The organism is Shewanella sp. FeAMO, assembly GCF_053653955.1.
Map to the genome: position 1 here is coordinate 2,133,339 of NZ_CM132201.1, position 14,762 is coordinate 2,148,100.

General features: G+C 53.9%; 13 protein-coding genes. 6 read left to right on the forward strand and 7 right to left on the reverse strand.

The window, feature by feature from the left end; genetic code table 11:
* Positions 1-116: 116 nt before the first annotated feature.
* The 3 genes from ACWAU4_RS09585 to ACWAU4_RS09595 are packed head-to-tail and all read left to right on the forward strand — an operon-like array spanning position 117 to position 3,768.
* Positions 117-1,676, forward strand: a complete 1,560-nt coding sequence (locus tag ACWAU4_RS09585; RefSeq protein ID WP_025010507.1) for a flavocytochrome c — start codon at positions 117-119, stop codon at positions 1,674-1,676.
* 26 nt (positions 1,677-1,702) lie between these two features.
* Positions 1,703-3,340 (forward strand): HAL/PAL/TAL family ammonia-lyase, encoded by a 1,638-nt coding sequence (locus ACWAU4_RS09590; protein ID WP_093983307.1) that lies wholly within the window; start codon positions 1,703-1,705, stop codon positions 3,338-3,340.
* A gap of 44 nt (positions 3,341-3,384) precedes the next feature.
* Positions 3,385-3,768 carry a cytochrome c3 family protein gene (locus ACWAU4_RS09595; protein ID WP_025010509.1) on the forward strand — a complete coding sequence of 128 codons (384 nt, stop codon included), beginning with the start codon at positions 3,385-3,387 and terminating at the stop codon, positions 3,766-3,768.
* Positions 3,769-3,973: 205 nt separating this feature from the next.
* Here ACWAU4_RS09595 and ACWAU4_RS09600 read toward each other — a convergent pair whose 3' ends face one another.
* Complete coding sequence (locus ACWAU4_RS09600) at positions 3,974-5,260, reverse strand: alpha/beta fold hydrolase (protein ID WP_208125843.1); 1,287 nt, start codon at positions 5,258-5,260, stop codon at positions 3,974-3,976.
* A gap of 193 nt (positions 5,261-5,453) precedes the next feature.
* Here ACWAU4_RS09600 and ACWAU4_RS09605 point away from each other — a divergent pair, with 193 nt between their 5' ends.
* The 3 genes from ACWAU4_RS09605 to ACWAU4_RS09615 all read left to right on the forward strand — a co-directional run bounded on the left by ACWAU4_RS09605 (position 5,454) and on the right by ACWAU4_RS09615 (position 8,279).
* Positions 5,454-6,101, forward strand: coding sequence for an MBL fold metallo-hydrolase (locus tag ACWAU4_RS09605; RefSeq protein ID WP_208125844.1), 648 nt, complete (start codon positions 5,454-5,456; stop codon positions 6,099-6,101).
* Positions 6,102-6,303: 202 nt separating this feature from the next.
* Positions 6,304-6,807 (forward strand): DUF1097 domain-containing protein, encoded by a 504-nt coding sequence (locus ACWAU4_RS09610; RefSeq protein ID WP_025889517.1) that lies wholly within the window; start codon positions 6,304-6,306, stop codon positions 6,805-6,807.
* Between the two features lie 56 nt (positions 6,808-6,863).
* The gene (locus ACWAU4_RS09615; protein ID WP_208125846.1) at positions 6,864-8,279 is read left to right on the forward strand and encodes a methyl-accepting chemotaxis protein; all 1,416 of its coding nucleotides are present in this window, start codon (positions 6,864-6,866) and stop codon (positions 8,277-8,279) included.
* A gap of 137 nt (positions 8,280-8,416) precedes the next feature.
* Here ACWAU4_RS09615 and xthA read toward each other — a convergent pair whose 3' ends face one another.
* The 6 genes from xthA to ackA form a co-directional block, all read right to left on the reverse strand.
* Positions 8,417-9,223, reverse strand: coding sequence for an exodeoxyribonuclease III (gene xthA, locus ACWAU4_RS09620; RefSeq protein WP_208125848.1), 807 nt, complete (start codon positions 9,221-9,223; stop codon positions 8,417-8,419).
* Positions 9,223-9,522 carry a YciI family protein gene (locus tag ACWAU4_RS09625; protein WP_025011774.1) on the reverse strand — a complete coding sequence of 100 codons (300 nt, stop codon included), beginning with the start codon at positions 9,520-9,522 and terminating at the stop codon, positions 9,223-9,225. The genes xthA and ACWAU4_RS09625 overlap by 1 nt, the downstream gene beginning before the upstream one ends.
* Positions 9,522-10,067, reverse strand: a complete 546-nt coding sequence (locus ACWAU4_RS09630; protein ID WP_025011775.1) for a septation protein A — start codon at positions 10,065-10,067, stop codon at positions 9,522-9,524. Before ACWAU4_RS09630 ends, ACWAU4_RS09625 begins: the two co-directional genes overlap by 1 nt.
* A gap of 95 nt (positions 10,068-10,162) precedes the next feature.
* The gene (locus ACWAU4_RS09635) at positions 10,163-10,603 is read right to left on the reverse strand and encodes a hypothetical protein (protein WP_025011776.1); all 441 of its coding nucleotides are present in this window, start codon (positions 10,601-10,603) and stop codon (positions 10,163-10,165) included.
* Positions 10,604-11,171: 568 nt separating this feature from the next.
* Positions 11,172-13,313 carry a phosphate acetyltransferase gene (gene pta, locus ACWAU4_RS09640; protein WP_107004683.1) on the reverse strand — a complete coding sequence of 714 codons (2,142 nt, stop codon included), beginning with the start codon at positions 13,311-13,313 and terminating at the stop codon, positions 11,172-11,174.
* A gap of 94 nt (positions 13,314-13,407) precedes the next feature.
* The gene (gene ackA / locus ACWAU4_RS09645) at positions 13,408-14,607 is read right to left on the reverse strand and encodes an acetate kinase (protein ID WP_025011777.1); all 1,200 of its coding nucleotides are present in this window, start codon (positions 14,605-14,607) and stop codon (positions 13,408-13,410) included.
* Positions 14,608-14,762: the final 155 nt, after the last annotated feature.

Consider the following 14,762-nt stretch of genomic DNA (forward strand, 5'->3'; position numbering starts at 1 on the left):
GTGATTCTGTGGCCGTAATCATAAATCTCCCCCTGAGCACCTCTTTTTGGTTAGTTGGCATGGCCAGTGCAACTGGTTGACTGAGTTCTTTCCCTGCATGAAAGGAAAATAAGTACATGACAGAAAAACAGAAAATAGACAGTGGTCGTCGTCAGTTGCTCAAGGGCGGCGCCGCTCTGGCAGTGACCGGGGTGGGGATGGCTGTCAGCAGTGGTGCCATGGCCCAGTGCCGCGAACAGGCGCCGGAATCCTTTGATGAACTGGTAGACGTATTGGTAGTCGGCAGTGGCTTTGCCGGTATGGCAGCAGCCCTGCAGGCTCGTGAAGCCGGTGTCAGCGTAATGGTTATCGACAAGATGCCGGTTTTTGGCGGCAACTCAACCATTAATGGTGGTGCCATGGCGGTTGCCGGTTCTCCGTTGCAAAAGCAGGCCGGTATTGAAGATTCAGTAGATGCCATGGTGGCCGACATGTTGCGCGCAGGTCGTGGCATGAATGATGTTGAGATGCTCAAGCTGGTATGTAACGGCACGGCAGAGTCCTGCCAGTGGCTGATTGACTACGGCGTTAAGTGGAAGCCTTTCGTACAGCATTTCGGTGGTCACAGTGTGCAGCGGGTACTGCAGACAGTAGAAAGCTCCGGCGCCGGTATCATACGTCCGCTGGTCAAGGCCGCCCGCGCCAAAGGCGTGATCATGAAAAATCAAACAAAGCTCGAATCTTTTATCCGTGATGCTGAAGGCCGCGTGATCGGGGTCGAGGTTCGTGAAGGTTATTATTTCCCACGGGAGCGGACAGGTAAGATACGCACCATAGGTGCCCGCAAAGGGGTGATCATGGCGACCGGCGGCTTTGGTCGGGATATCGAATATCGCATGATGCAGCTGCCTGAGCTGAACAATGACCTGGACTCAACCAACCATCCGGGTGCGACCTCTGAAGCACTGAAGCAGATGATGCTTCTGGGGGCCAACCCTATCCATCTGGATCAAATTCAGCTGGGCCCATGGGCATCACCCGATGAGAAAGGTTTTGGTACTGCATCCCAGTTCAACACCATTGCCACTTATCCTCACGGCATAGTGGTGGATGTGCGCACCGGTGAGCGTTTCTTTAATGAGCTGGCCGACCGTAAGGCGCGTGCCGATGCCATCATGACCCGCAGAGATGAGCACAACAACCCTGTGTATCCCATTGGCTTTACCAATGCCGAAGGTGCCAAGAATGCCCAGACGCTGGATTGGGGTATCAAGTACAAGGTGATCACCAAGGCCGACACTCTGGATGAATTGGCCAAGGCCTATGGTATGCCGGCCGACAAGCTCAAGGCGCAGGTGGCCCGCTGGAACGAAGCGGTCAAGAGCGGTGAAGACAAAGAGTTTGGTCGTCCAATGCAGGAAGCCATAGTGCTGGACAAGGGCCCATGGTACGCGGTGCGTATGTGGCCGAAAGTTCACTACTGCATGGGTGGTGTCAAGGTTAATACCAATTCTGAAGTCCTGCATCTGGTCAGTAACCAACCGATTGCAGGCTTGTATGCGGCCGGCGAATCCACCGGCGGTATTCACGGTGCCAGCCGCCTCGGTGCCTGTGCTGTGGCTGAAGGTATTGTCACCGGCCGTAATGCAGGCCGTAACTGTGCCGCTGCCAAGCCGGTAGCACTGAAGCAAGCGTAACAAATTCAATAACAAGGAGTAAGATGATGAACAAATCTCTAATGCTGGCGTCGCTGACGCTGGGCCTGATGTCAGGCAGTGCTCTGGCAATGGAACAAGTGGTTCTGGATGGCAAGCACATGACTCAGGAACAAGCCTGGGCCATTGCCGATGGCGCCAAAGTCAAAGTAGCCTCTCAGGCACGCACCAAACTGGTTAAGTCTCACGAGTTGCTGATGGAAGCTGCGCGTCTGGGCAAGCCTGTCTATGGTCTGACTGTAGGTGTGGGCCTGAACAAAGACCATAAGCTGTTTGATGCCAATGGTGAGCTGAGTGCCGCCGTTATGGATGCTTCCCGTAGCTTCAACTACAGCACGCTGCGCGCTCACAGTGCCGGTGTCGGCGAGCCTATGCCAGTGCGTCTGACCCGTGTGGCTCTGGCCGTGCGTCTGAACACCATTCTGGCCGGTCAAACCGGGGTTCAGCCTGTGGTTGCCGACCTTTACGAAGCCTACCTGAACAAGGGTATTACTCCTGTTATCCCTTCACAGGGTACTGTGGGTGAAGCCGACATCCTGCTGGCCTCTCATGTAGGTCTGGCGATGATTGGTGAGTGGGAAGTGTTCTACAAGGGCAAGCGTGTCAGCAGCCGTGAAGCCATGGCCGATGCCGGAGTTCCTTTGCTGGAGCCTATGGGTAAAGATGCCCTGTCTATCCTGTCCAACAACGCAGTGGCTGTAGCCTATGCGATGAAGGGCTATCAGGATGCCAAGCACCTGCTGGAAGTGTCTCCAACCGTATTCGGTCTGAGCCTTGAAGGTTTGAATGGTAACGTGGCACCTTTCCTGCCACAAACCAATGATATCCGTCCTTTCCCTTATATTCAGGCAACGACTCAAGATATTCTGGCGCAACTGGATGGCAGCTATCTGTGGCAACTGAATGATGAGCGTCCGCTGCAGGATCCTCTGAGCTATCGCACCACAGCCTACACTCTGGCCAGTGCCAAGAAAGCCCTGGTGGATCTGGGCGAAGTGATTGATATCCAGATCAACCACTCAGACGATAACCCAGCCGTAGTACTGGGCGCATCCAAGGACTACAGCCAGTTCCCTCAGGTAGCCAAATACATGGTTGAAGGCAAGGGTGGTGTGTTCCCAACCACCAACTTCGAGCCTCTGCCTGTTGCCCTGGCGGTACAGAACCTGAGCACTGCCCTGACTCACGTGTCTCACAACAGTGTAATGCGCACTATCCACCTGTCTGATGCCCACTTTACCCGTCTGAGCCGCTTCCTGGCCGGTCCGGAAAACAATGGTCATGCTTTCGGTGCTATCCAGAAAGCCTTCGTTGACATGCAGGTGCGTAACAAGCAATTGGCTAGCCCGGTTTCATTCGATGGTATCCAAATTGCCGGTAACATCGAAGACACTTTCACCAACCTGAAACTGGCTTCTGACAACCTGATCCAGATTGTTGACAACACCAACACCATCTATGGTCTGGAGCTGTTGCACTCTACTCAAGCTATCGATCTGCGCAAGATGCACGACAAGAGCCTGAAGCAGGGTAAAGCCACAGGTGCCATGTATGAAGGTTATCGTCAGAAAGTGCCTTTCGTAAGCAAAGATCGTCCTTTCACTCCTGACATTCAGGCGTCACACGACTTTATTGCCAACTACTGATAGAAGAGCGGGGCAGGCAACTGCCCCGCAACAGGAAGCCCAAGATGTTGAAGATGATATCCACTGTTCTTGTAGCCTGCGCCTTGTTGCTGCCTGGAGCGGCCAACGCCATGAAGATCAAGGACTACCACAAAGAAGTCATGACAGCTGAAAATGGTCGTGTCGATTGCGCCGCCTGCCATGGTGATGCCAAGCGCAAGACCATTCCTGATGCGACAGCCTGTGAAGCCTGCCACGGCACTCCTGAAGATGTTGCCAAGCAGACAGCACGTCCGGCCAACGCCGGTCATGATGTTGAACCCAACCCCCATGACAGCCTGCACTATGGCACGGACTTGCCATGTACTTACTGCCATCAGGAGCACAAAGAGAGCAAGGTTTATTGCAATCAGTGCCATGAGTTCACCTATCCAGCAATGAAGCGCTAAGTCGGCGGTTCGAGTCTCCCTGTATTCTTTGGATTGGACCCAGTCCGTTATTTCCACCGCAGCCTTGGCTGCGGTTTTTTTTGGATAAAAAAAGGTCTGCCAAAAAGGGCAGACCGGGACGACACCGAAACAAGCGTTTAAGCAAAGCGTCAATGGATGTGGAACCAAGTTCAGTGTGCGCTTTTAAAATTAACCCAAGCTGAATTCACCTGAGCGCCTGGCCGCGATTGAGCGCAATCAGCTTATCGAGGATCCGCTCACCATCCATGCGTATGCCATTGTGCTCATATTCAGAGGTCAACCAATACTTGAGGTTGCCGACTCTGGCGGCGGTTTCCAGGCTGTAGGCCTGCTCGACATACATATCTTCGCTGTAGATGGCAGCGGCGACAGGTACACGGTTATTGGCAAGAATGTTCGGGTCATAGAGTGAAGGCCAATCGGCTTTGGCGGCCAGCAATTCGGCGCAGGCTTTCAGCGGCTTGAGGTTGGCAAACTGTTCGAACATCCAGGGGTAAATCATCTCACCGCTGAAAAGCAGCTCTTCGGCGTCCGGGGCAAAAGCCGGATATTCGCCCCGCACCCTGTGGGCGGCCCAGTTTGCGGCTTGCTGCTGGCAGTAGATGGACTCGTGCATGATGGCAAACAGCGGGTTGGTATTGTAATCCAGCATTTGGCAGAACTGCGCCTCAAACAGGGGATTGAGCGCCTTGCCACTTGGGGTATCTATCAAGGCTTGCTCCAGCAGATAGTAGACCGCCTCCGGCCCTTGCTCCATGCCTAAGTTGACACCCAAAAGTTGCAGCATTTCCTGGGTCAGCCGTTCTCCTGTGGCCAGGCGCGCCTCATGGCTATTGATAAAGCCTCTTAGCTCGGCCAATAGGGCTTTGGCATCTTTGAAGCGGGTAAAGAAATCCTGATTTTTGGCCAGCAGGCGTTGATAAGTTGCCCGGTAAACCTCGGCAGCGGGGCGATCAAGGGAAGGGATACCGCCGGTAATAAAGGCTTCCTTGAGCCCTTGCGGCGCGGCGCTCAGATATCTGAGTACGCAAAAGCCACCGAAACTCTGACCGAGAATGCTCCAGGGAGTATCAGGGCTCAGTTGCGCCCGAATCGCCTCGGCATCGCGGATGATGTTGTCGGCGCGAAGATGGCTCAGGTGCTCAGCCTGTTCGTCAGGCGTCATGCCGTCCAGTGTCTTGAAGCTGACCGGGCTTGAAAGACCAGTACCACGCTGATCCAGCAAGAGTACCCTATACTCCTTGAGCGCTCTTTTAATCCAGCCGCCATTGGTAAGGGGGCGGGCAGCACCAAAGCCCGGGCCACCCTGAAAGAACACCAGGAGTGGCAGGGTCGCGGCGTTATCCTGGGTGCCGATAAGCTCCCTGGCAAAAATTTGCAGTTGTTCCCCGGTGGGATGCTGATAATCCAGTGGCAGAGAGAAGAAGTGTTTGCGGCTCAGGATGCCAGCAAGACGGCTGTCTGTTATCATGTAGGGCCTTGGGCTTGAAGGTTGGATGGCTCAAAATTGTATACAAAAATCCCTGCGCTGCAAACCGGCGCCAGAAAAGCCGCTTATCTGTCGCTTTCCTGCCCGGGATCAATTTTTCTGTTGCCGGGTTGGTGGATCATGCATCGAGACGATCTATCGATCATGGAACGATAACAGCCTGCGAGTGTGTGTAATGAAATACCAGATCATCCCAGTGACCCCTTTCCAGCAGAATTGCAGCCTCATCTGGTGTGAGAAGAGTGGCAAAGCCGCTGTGATAGATCCAGGCGGTAACCATGAGCGCATCATGGATGCCCTGGCGCAGCACGGCCTGCAGTTGCAATATATTCTTTTGACTCACGGACACATAGATCATGTCGGTGCCGCCAAGGCTTTGGCCACCGAGTGTGGCGTGCAGATTATTGGCCCGCATATCGACGATAAATTCTGGCTGGAGAACCTGCCACGCCAAAGCCAGAACTTTGGTTTCCCGGCCTGTGAAGCCTTCGAGGCAGACCGTTATCTCGAAGATGGTGAAGAGGTTACATTGGGAGAGCAGGCATTGCAGGTGTTTCACTGTCCGGGGCATACACCCGGGCATGTGATCTTCTTTGACCGCGAAGAGAACCTGGCCTGGGTGGGAGATGTCCTCTTTCGTGGCTCTATAGGCCGTACTGACTTTCCCGGCTCCAACTATCAGCAGTTGATTGACTCCATTCGTTACAAACTCTGGCCCTTGGGCGAGCAGGTCAACTTCATTCCCGGCCACGGCCCTATGTCGAGCTTTGGTGAAGAGCGGCGAAACAACCCTTTCGTTGCCGATCAGCTACTGGCCGATTGAGGCTATTCCAGTTGCAACTGACCCGGGCATGCCCGGGTTTTTATTTGGCTGAAATTCACTCCATTATTGTTTTTTTACTACTAAATGTTTGCAAAGTGAGCCAGGTCTCGGCATTAATAGGCCCTTTTTTGGTGTAGATCCGGTTTTTGTTATCAAAAACGGGGTAATTTAACCAATAGTTACATTTTGTGGAGATACTCCTATGCAACAGCGTTGGCATGCAGCAATATCTGCCGGCCTCTTGGCCACTGTATGGTGTGGGGTTGCCGACACCTTTGGTCTGATCACCTGGATAGGGTTTCTGGGGTGCAGTACTTTCTTTGCTCAAGGACGCAGTGGGTTCGCCGGTTTGCTTCAGGCCTGGTGCACCAATACATCGGGAGTATTCTGGGCCTGGCTTATCATCAGCGGCAGCAGCTTCTTTGTCTCGCCGGTATTCGGCTGGATCTTCACCGGCATAGCCACCAGTGCCATGTGCCTGCAGGCCTGCTTCGGTAAACTTAACTTTATTCCCGGTGCCTTTATTGGTTGTTGCATCACCTTTGCCATGTCGGCGGATATTGCGGCTATTATGCCGCCGCTGCTGATTGGTGCCGTATTCGGTTATGCCATGAGTCGCTTGACCGATCTCATGGGCTATTGCCAAACCAGCCGCAGTCGTCAAACTCAAACAAAACCTCTGCCGGTCGAAAGGGTGGTGGAGTAATAGATTATACTGCCAGGGTCCTGTCCCGGCTTTTAGCTTCGCGCTGAGGAGCACTGATGAAGCAGATCCAGTTTAGAAAAGTTGATGCCATGCTGATTAAGTTCAGTCTCAACGGTAAATTCTGGCTTGTGTGTTCGCTGGTTACCGCCATAACCGCCGCTATCGCACTGGCCAACTGGTGGCAGTTGGATGCCAGTGTAACCCAGGGCGCTGAGGCGCGTTTAAAAGCCAAAGCCGAGACCCTGCTCCAGCTGGCGCCCAAGCAGGGGCGCGATCTTTGGCTACAGCAGCAAGGCCTTAGCCGCAATGAACCGCGCGCCGAGGTGAAAGTCATGCTCAGTAGCCGTGACGGCAACTACTGGCTCGGTGACAGCTTAACACTGCCGGAGCAAGAGATGCTCAGCCGGGCAAACTGGTTGCTGCTGTGGGCTTTTGTCGGGCTGTTGCCATTGTTTCAACTCAGCTATTGGATCTCCACCTCTCTCGGCGGCGGGCTCTGGGATATGTATATGGCAATCAAACGCCTGGCTGACGGCGATTTGAGCTTCAGGCTCAATTTCTTCGGCACAGATGATTTCAGCCTGATAGCCCGCGAGATTGATCGCTGCGCCGATAACATGAGCGAAATGGTCACCGCCATCAGCAGCAATGCCGAAACCTTGTCGATGGCGGCTTCCGAATTTGCCGAGCAAGCCGCCGCCGGTGATGAGATGGGCAAAATTCAGTGGCAGTTTCTCGATACTGTGGCCACGGCGATGGAGCAGATGAGCAATGCCATTACCGAAGTGTCCCACAACGCCGCCGAAACCTCTTCCCAGACCCGGGACAATGCCTCTCAGATGGGACAGGGCGCCAGACACATAGCAGAAACAGTTGCCAGTATAGGTGAGTTGTCGGGCCGGATTGCCGAGGCTTTCTCTTCGGTATCGCAACTTTCGCGGGATGCCACCGAGATTGGCGCCGTGGTGACCACTATTGATGGTATTTCCGAGCAGACCAATCTGCTGGCGCTCAATGCCGCCATCGAGGCTGCCAGAGCCGGAGAACAGGGGCGCGGCTTTGCCGTGGTTGCCGACGAGGTGCGGACCCTGGCGGGGCGAACCCAGGAAGCGACAGTGGAAATTCAACGTATGATTGAGGGTTTGCAGGCGGGCAGCCGTAATTTGTCTCAGTTGACCGAGGCGATAGTGTCGCAGGCCGACGAAAGCCGCCAGGCGATCATTCAGGTGGGTACAGATGTTGAGGGGATGCGTGGCTCAGTGGATGCGGTATTTGATCGCAGCAGCCAAATCGCTGCCTCGGCCGAAGAGCAAAGCGTGTCGGCCCGGGAGATCAGCTCGCAGCTTGGCGATATCCGCAGCCACTCGGATCAGATGCGCCAGGCCAGCGAAAGGGCGATAGAGCTGAGTCAAAAACTGGCCCAGGCTTCTGCCGCTCTGACCCGGCTGTTGGCACAGTATAAAACCAGTTGAACTGCTAGACAGCTGAGCCATAAAAAAACGCCGGCATCATCAGATGTCGGCGTTTTGCGTTATAGCGTTTCCTGAGCTTTGTTTTTTGCTTCAGGCGTGCCGCTTGCTGTGGTCAGCGTCAAGCATTAACGACAATGTCAGCGAAAACAGCTCCAGATAGGCGCGTGATCCGAGGGTTTGTCGATGCCGCGAAGCGCGTAATCCACATCGGCCTCACTCAAACGGCTTGCCAGCGACTCGGTTGCCAGGATCACATCGATACGCAGGCCGCGGTTATCATCAAAGCCACGGCTGCGATAATCAAACCAGGAGTAGCGTTCGCTGCGCTGTGGATGCAACTGGCGGAAAGTATCCACTAAACCCCAATCCAGCAGGGTTTGCAACCATTCACGCTCTTCCGGCTGGAAGCTGCATTTACCTGTCTTCAGCCAACGTTTGGCATTGGCATCGCCGATGCCGATATCCAGATCCAGCGGCGAAATATTGATATCCCCTATGATGGCAATATCCTGATCCGGGCTGAATGAGTTTTGCAGATACTGCATCAGATCGGCGTAAAACTTACGCTTGGCCGGGTACTTGGTCTCGTGATTGATATTCTCCCCCTGGGGGAAGTAGCCGTTGATCACTGTCAGCACCCGGCCGTTGTCCTGAATGAACTTTCCGGCGATAAGCCGGCGCTGGGCATCTTCATCGTCGGTGGGAAAGCCTCTTTGAACCTCAATGGGGGCCTGTTTGGATAACAGAGCCACGCCATAGTGGGCTTTGCCACCGTGGAAATGTACCTGATACCCCATGGCCTCCACTTCGGCCAGAGGGAAGGCTTCGTCGTGCACCTTGGTTTCCTGCAGCCCTATGATGTCCGGCTGGTGACTGTCTATCAACTGTTGCAGTTGATGCAGACGAGCTCTCAGTCCGTTGATATTGAAGGAAACGATTTTCATCAGGGCAGCACTCGTTTGAAGGGTTTAACGATAACACTCAGATAAACGCCGGCGGCAACATAAGGATCGGCATTGGCCCAGGCCTGGGCGGCTTCCAGCGACTCAAACTCGGCCACCACCAAAGAGCCGCTGAATCCGGCGTCCCCCGGGTTTTCACTGTCCACGGCGGGATGTGGACCGGCCAGCATCAATCGTCCTTCATCGGCCAGCAATTGCAGGCGCTGTAGATGGGCCGGACGAGCGGCAAGACGTTTTTCCAGGCTGTTTTCAACATCTTGGGATGAGATCATATACCACATTATTTGAGTTCCTTGCGTTGCTCTTCGGGGATGTGTTTAAAGAGATAAACCACGGTTGCTATGGTGTTCAGCAGCGTCACTGCGGTCAAGCCAAAGACCTTGAAGTTGACCCAGGTTTCCTGACTCAGACTGAAGGCGACATAGATATTGATAAGGCCGCAGATAATAAAGAAACTGACCCAGTACCAGGTGACTCTGGCCCATATCTTGTCGGCGACCTTGAGTTCCTGCCCCAGCATGCCCTTGAGTACAGGCTTATTCAGCAATTGGCTGACACCCAGACCCAAGGCGAACAGGGCATAGACTATGGTGACTTTCCATTTGATAAAGGCATCGTCGTGAAACACCAAGGTCAGGGTACCGAATACGGCCACCATGGCAAAGGTGATGAGATGCATTTTCTCAAGCTTGCGGTACAGCAGGTAGGTCACCACGAGTTGCAGCGCCGTTGCGGCTATCAAGGCGCCACTGGCGACATAGATATCGTAAAACTTATAAACGGCAAAGAAGATGACCAGCGGCAGGAAATCCAACAGTTGTTTCATAGTAATCAGACTGAGTGAAAATTGCCTGTGAGTTTAGCACGGCGGGCTTTGAGGGATAAACCTCTTCGGCCCTTGCGTGGGTCAGTGCACAATTATTACAGGGAACCTGAGTTGATCTTGCCGGTTTCCGGGAGAATTTCCACTATCACCCAGGCCCGGCCCCGTTTATGCAGGCGAATGGTTCTGTCATCGACCCAGGGGCGGCCACCTCTACGGCCGGTAAATTTGACCACGACAGTCACGTCATCGGTGAACTTGCGAAAGAAGTCGATATCTATCTCTTCAATCTCCAGGGTGACATCTGTCATCTGTAGATTGAGCATATGGCGCTGTACAGAGGCGGCGATATAGTAACTTTTCAGCACCTCCTTCATCGGATCATCGACATAATGGGTTGCCTTCTCGACATCCTTATCTACGTAGATGGCCTGAAAGAATCCCAGGGCGACTTGTTCCGGGCTATCTATGGTGGCTTTACTCGGGTCATCATTGCAGCCAAATAGGCCTAGCAGACAAAGAAAAAGTAAATATCTCATAGTGTTGACCCTGATGATTGGTGCCAAACAGTATCGGTTTTTTTAGTATTGATCGCAAGCCGATGCCGCACGCTTGACGGGATCGGCGATCCTGTGGCATATAAAGAGGATAGCGCAGAGATTCTTATCCACAGAATCTGTGGACAAGAGTGTTGAAGACTCGATAGATACTTCCTAAGCGATTGATATCGTCGTTAAATTGTCGCTGGTTATTTTTTGACGCTTGGCACTTTTCCCTATCCGTTTCTTTCCTAATGACTCATTCCTGACTGAATCATAACTGGCGTAAAGGATCCTTTGCGTTGATTTTGTACAGCTTTTGCTGATAAAAGCCGCAGTCAGTATCCAATATCAGTTCTTATAGAGGTTTGAGCTGCCAGCTCCAAAGGGTAGGTTGAAAAGACGCGCAGGTGCGCAGGCCGGCATCGATTTATCCTGATAAACCTTTCATTACCCAATCTGTTCCCCGGCTTTTGATGCTCGCTGAGTGAGTACACTCCTATGTGAAATAGACCACAAAAAAGCGCCTGCCGGAGCAGACGCTTTTCTTGAATTGGCTATCTGGCCATTAATTACTCTGAGTGGCCTGAATAGCGGTCAGGGCGATGGTGTAGACTATGTCATCCACCAAGGCGCCACGGGAGAGATCGTTCACCGGCTTACGCATACCTTGCAGCATAGGGCCTATGCTGATCAGATCGGCGCTTCGTTGAACCGCCTTATAAGTGGTGTTACCCGTGTTGAGATCCGGGAATACAAACACAGTCGCCTTACCGGCAACCGGGCTGTCCGGCGCCTTGGAGCGAGCCACGTTGGGCATTACTGCGGCGTCGTACTGCAGTGGGCCGTCAATCACCAGATCCGGACGCTTCTCTTTGGCAATCCGGGTGGCTTCGCGCACCTTATCCACATCCGAGCCTGTCCCTGAGTCACCGGTAGAGTAGCTGATCATCGCGACTCTGGGTTCAATGCCGAAGGCTTTGGCCGACTCGGCCGATTGGATGGCGATATCGGCCAACTGCTCGGCATTGGGATCCGGGTTGATGGCGCAATCACCATATACCAGCACTTGATCCGGCATCAGCATGAAGAAGATGGAAGAGACCAGGCTGGAGCCGGGCGCTGTCTTAATCAGCTGCAGTGGTGGACGAATGGTGTTGGCCGTGGTGTTGACTGCACCGGAAACGATACCGTCCACTTCATTCTGGGCCAGCATCATGGTGCCCAGCACCATGTTGTCTTCCAACTGCTCACGGGCAACCACTTCGGTCAGGCCCTTGTGGCGGCGAAGATCCAGCATAGGTTCGACATAGCGCTCACGCACTTCATCGGGATCGATAATCTCGACATCCTCTCCCAGAATGACATCCTGCTGGGCTGCGATACGCAGAATCTCGTCGCGTTTGCCTAGCAGTACACAGCGGGCAATACCGCGCTCGGCGCAGATGGCGGCGGCTTTGATGGTGCGCGGCTCATCGCCTTCAGGCAGCACCACGGTCTTACGGGCGGCGCGGGCCAGCTCGGTAAGTTTGTAGCGGAAAGCCGGTGGCGACAGGCGGTGCTCGCGGGGCGAGTTCTCGGTGACGCTTTCAATCCAGCTCTGATCGATATGACCGGCAACATATTCCTGTACCAGTTCAATACGCACTGCATCGTCCACAGGTACTTCGTGGTCAAAGCGTTGAATATTGAGCGAGGTTTGCCAGGTATTGGTATCGATAAGGAACACAGGCAGGCCGGTTTCAAAGGCCTGTTCACACAAGGCCATGATCTCAGGCTCAGGTTCATAACCGCCGCTCAGCAGCAAGGCACCAATCTTGACGCCGTTCATCGCTGCCAGACAGGCAGATACGATAACATCGGAGCGATCGCCAGAGGTGACCAGCAGCGAGTCTGTCTTAATGTGCTGCACCATGTTGGGAATAGAGCGGGCACAGAAGGTTACCTTGCGCAGACGGCGAGTGTTCATCTCACCGGCATTGATGATGCGGGCACGCAGGTGCTTGGCCAAGTCGGATGCTCTGGGGGACACCAGATCCAGGTTGTAAGGCACGCTGCCGAGGATCCTCAGTGGGCTCTTGCCCGGCAACTGGAACATACCGGCAGTATCGCTGCGCTGAACGTCCTGATGGTCGAATACTTCAGACAGATCCGGACGGGCACGGCCTTCGTCGTCCACCGGCGCGCCAATCTTGTTGATGATGGCACCGATAAGACGTTTGTTCTTGTTGCCGCCCCAAGAGTTAAAGGCGATTTCGAGGCGGTTCATCAGCCCGGTCGGGCTATCGTTGCCTGGGGTTGCCACAAAGATCACATCGGCGTCGAGCGCCTTGGCAATGGCATAATTGACATCATCGGCAAACGGATGGCTACGGGTGTGCACCAGGCCTTCGATGATCAGGGTTTCAGTGTTATCGGCAATTTCACTGGCGCGGGCGATGATTTGCTCCATCAGCACATCCGTCTGATCGGCGCGGATCAGCGCTTCGGCGTGGGCCATTTCAAACGGCTCAAGCGGGTTGACCGTGGGGGACTTGCTGAGGATGGTGGTTGAGCGCTCAGGGCCGTGATCCTGCGGGCGCAACTGGGAAATGGGTTTAAAGAATTGCACTTTAACGCCGTGGCGTTCCAATGCACGAACCATCCCCAGGCTGATAGACGTCAGACCGACGCCAGTGCCTATGGGGATCAACATAATGTTACGGGACATAAAAACCTCTTCGGAGTCGATGGTTTTCCGGTGAATCTTGTAAAGTCAAAAAACATGAAAGCCGCCAGGCTAACCAGGCGGCTGATTGGTCATATTATTCTTCTATCAAACTAATAGCGTCTTCGGCGATAACCCACTCTTCATTGGTGGGAATGACCATGGCCAGAGTGCCTTCATCTTTAGTGATAATTCCGCCATTGCCGAAGCGGGCGGCCAGGTTGCGTTCATCATCGACCTGGAAGTTGAAGATGGACAGTAGTTCCAGCACTTTCTTGCGGATAATGTCGGAGTTTTCACCTATGCCGCCGGTAAAGACCACGGCATCCAGACGGCCCAATGGCACAGTGTAGGAGGCGATATATTTTGCCAGACGATAGCAGAAGATTTCCAGTGCCAGTGTGGCACCTTTATGACCTTCGGCGTATCCTTCCTCAATACCACGGCAATCATTGGTCAGTTCGCTGATCCCCAAAAGGCCGCTCTGCTTGTTCAGCAGGTTGTTGACCTCCTCCAGGGTGTAACCCAGTTGGTGCACCAGATGATAGATGATGGAGGGGTCGATATCGCCGCAGCGGGTTCCCATCACCAAGCCTTCCAGTGGTGTCAGGCCCATGGAAGTATCCATGCTCTTGCCGCCTTTAACCGCCGTGACCGAAGCACCGTTGCCCAGGTGAGCACAGATTACATTGGTGTCGGCCAGCTCTTTACCCAGCACCTTGGCCGCTTCACGGCTGACAAACAGATGGCTGGTGCCGTGCATGCCGTAACGACGAATGCCATGCTCACGGTAAAGCTTGTAGGGCAGGGCATAGACAAAGGCGTGCTCAGGCATACTCTGGTGGAAGGCGGTGTCAAACACGGCAACCTGAGGCAGGCTTGGGAACGAGGCCATGGCAGCGCGAATACCTATCAGGTGCGCCGGATTGTGCAGCGGTGCCAGTGAGGCACAGTCTTCGATACCTTTGATCACCTGGTCGTCAATGATAACCGAGCGGGTGAATTTTTCGCCGCCATGCACGATACGGTGACCCACCGCTAGGATCTGTGACGCCAGTTCAGGCAGGGGAGCCAGGATCTGGTTTACAATAAATTCCACGGCTTCACGGTGCGCGGTAAATGCGCCCAGTGCGGCTTCATGCTTTTCGCCATTGTGTTTCCATTTGATGCGGGAGTTTTCCAGACCAAAGCACTCGGCCAGACCTGAGATCTGATCATCGCCCGTGAGTGCATCCATGACTGCAAATTTCAAAGAAGAACTGCCGCAATTTAGAACCAATACCAGTTTTTTAGACATGTTAAAAACCTTTCGCCGTTTTTAATTAATGAGTTACGGGTGAACTGGACTCGCCTGTAACCTGTTTCACTGCGTTCCTGCCGTCAAGCCGTTGTTGGGGCCGAATAGGGAACTGTGCTAAGGTAAAAGCAATATTATGCTTGTTTCAGGTGCCT

Bases quoted from the DNA above. Each gene is read 5' to 3' on its own strand.
- ACWAU4_RS09635 (WP_025011776.1), bottom strand. From the start codon at position 10,603: ATGAGATATTTACTTTTTCTTTGTCTGCTAGGCCTATTTGGCTGCAAT.
- ACWAU4_RS09600 (WP_208125843.1), bottom strand. From the start codon at position 5,260: ATGATAACAGACAGCCGTCTTGCTGGCATCCTGAGCCGCAAACACTTC.
- ACWAU4_RS09615 (WP_208125846.1), top strand. From the start codon at position 6,864: ATGAAGCAGATCCAGTTTAGAAAAGTTGATGCCATGCTGATTAAGTTC.
- ACWAU4_RS09630 (WP_025011775.1), bottom strand. From the start codon at position 10,067: ATGAAACAACTGTTGGATTTCCTGCCGCTGGTCATCTTCTTTGCCGTT.
- ACWAU4_RS09625 (WP_025011774.1), bottom strand. From the start codon at position 9,522: ATGTGGTATATGATCTCATCCCAAGATGTTGAAAACAGCCTGGAAAAA.
- ACWAU4_RS09590 (WP_093983307.1), top strand. From the start codon at position 1,703: ATGAACAAATCTCTAATGCTGGCGTCGCTGACGCTGGGCCTGATGTCA.
- ACWAU4_RS09585 (WP_025010507.1), top strand. From the start codon at position 117: ATGACAGAAAAACAGAAAATAGACAGTGGTCGTCGTCAGTTGCTCAAG.
- xthA (WP_208125848.1), bottom strand. From the start codon at position 9,223: ATGAAAATCGTTTCCTTCAATATCAACGGACTGAGAGCTCGTCTGCAT.
- ACWAU4_RS09610 (WP_025889517.1), top strand. From the start codon at position 6,304: ATGCAACAGCGTTGGCATGCAGCAATATCTGCCGGCCTCTTGGCCACT.
- pta (WP_107004683.1), bottom strand. From the start codon at position 13,313: ATGTCCCGTAACATTATGTTGATCCCCATAGGCACTGGCGTCGGTCTG.
- ackA (WP_025011777.1), bottom strand. From the start codon at position 14,607: ATGTCTAAAAAACTGGTATTGGTTCTAAATTGCGGCAGTTCTTCTTTG.
- ACWAU4_RS09595 (WP_025010509.1), top strand. From the start codon at position 3,385: ATGTTGAAGATGATATCCACTGTTCTTGTAGCCTGCGCCTTGTTGCTG.
- ACWAU4_RS09605 (WP_208125844.1), top strand. From the start codon at position 5,454: ATGAAATACCAGATCATCCCAGTGACCCCTTTCCAGCAGAATTGCAGC.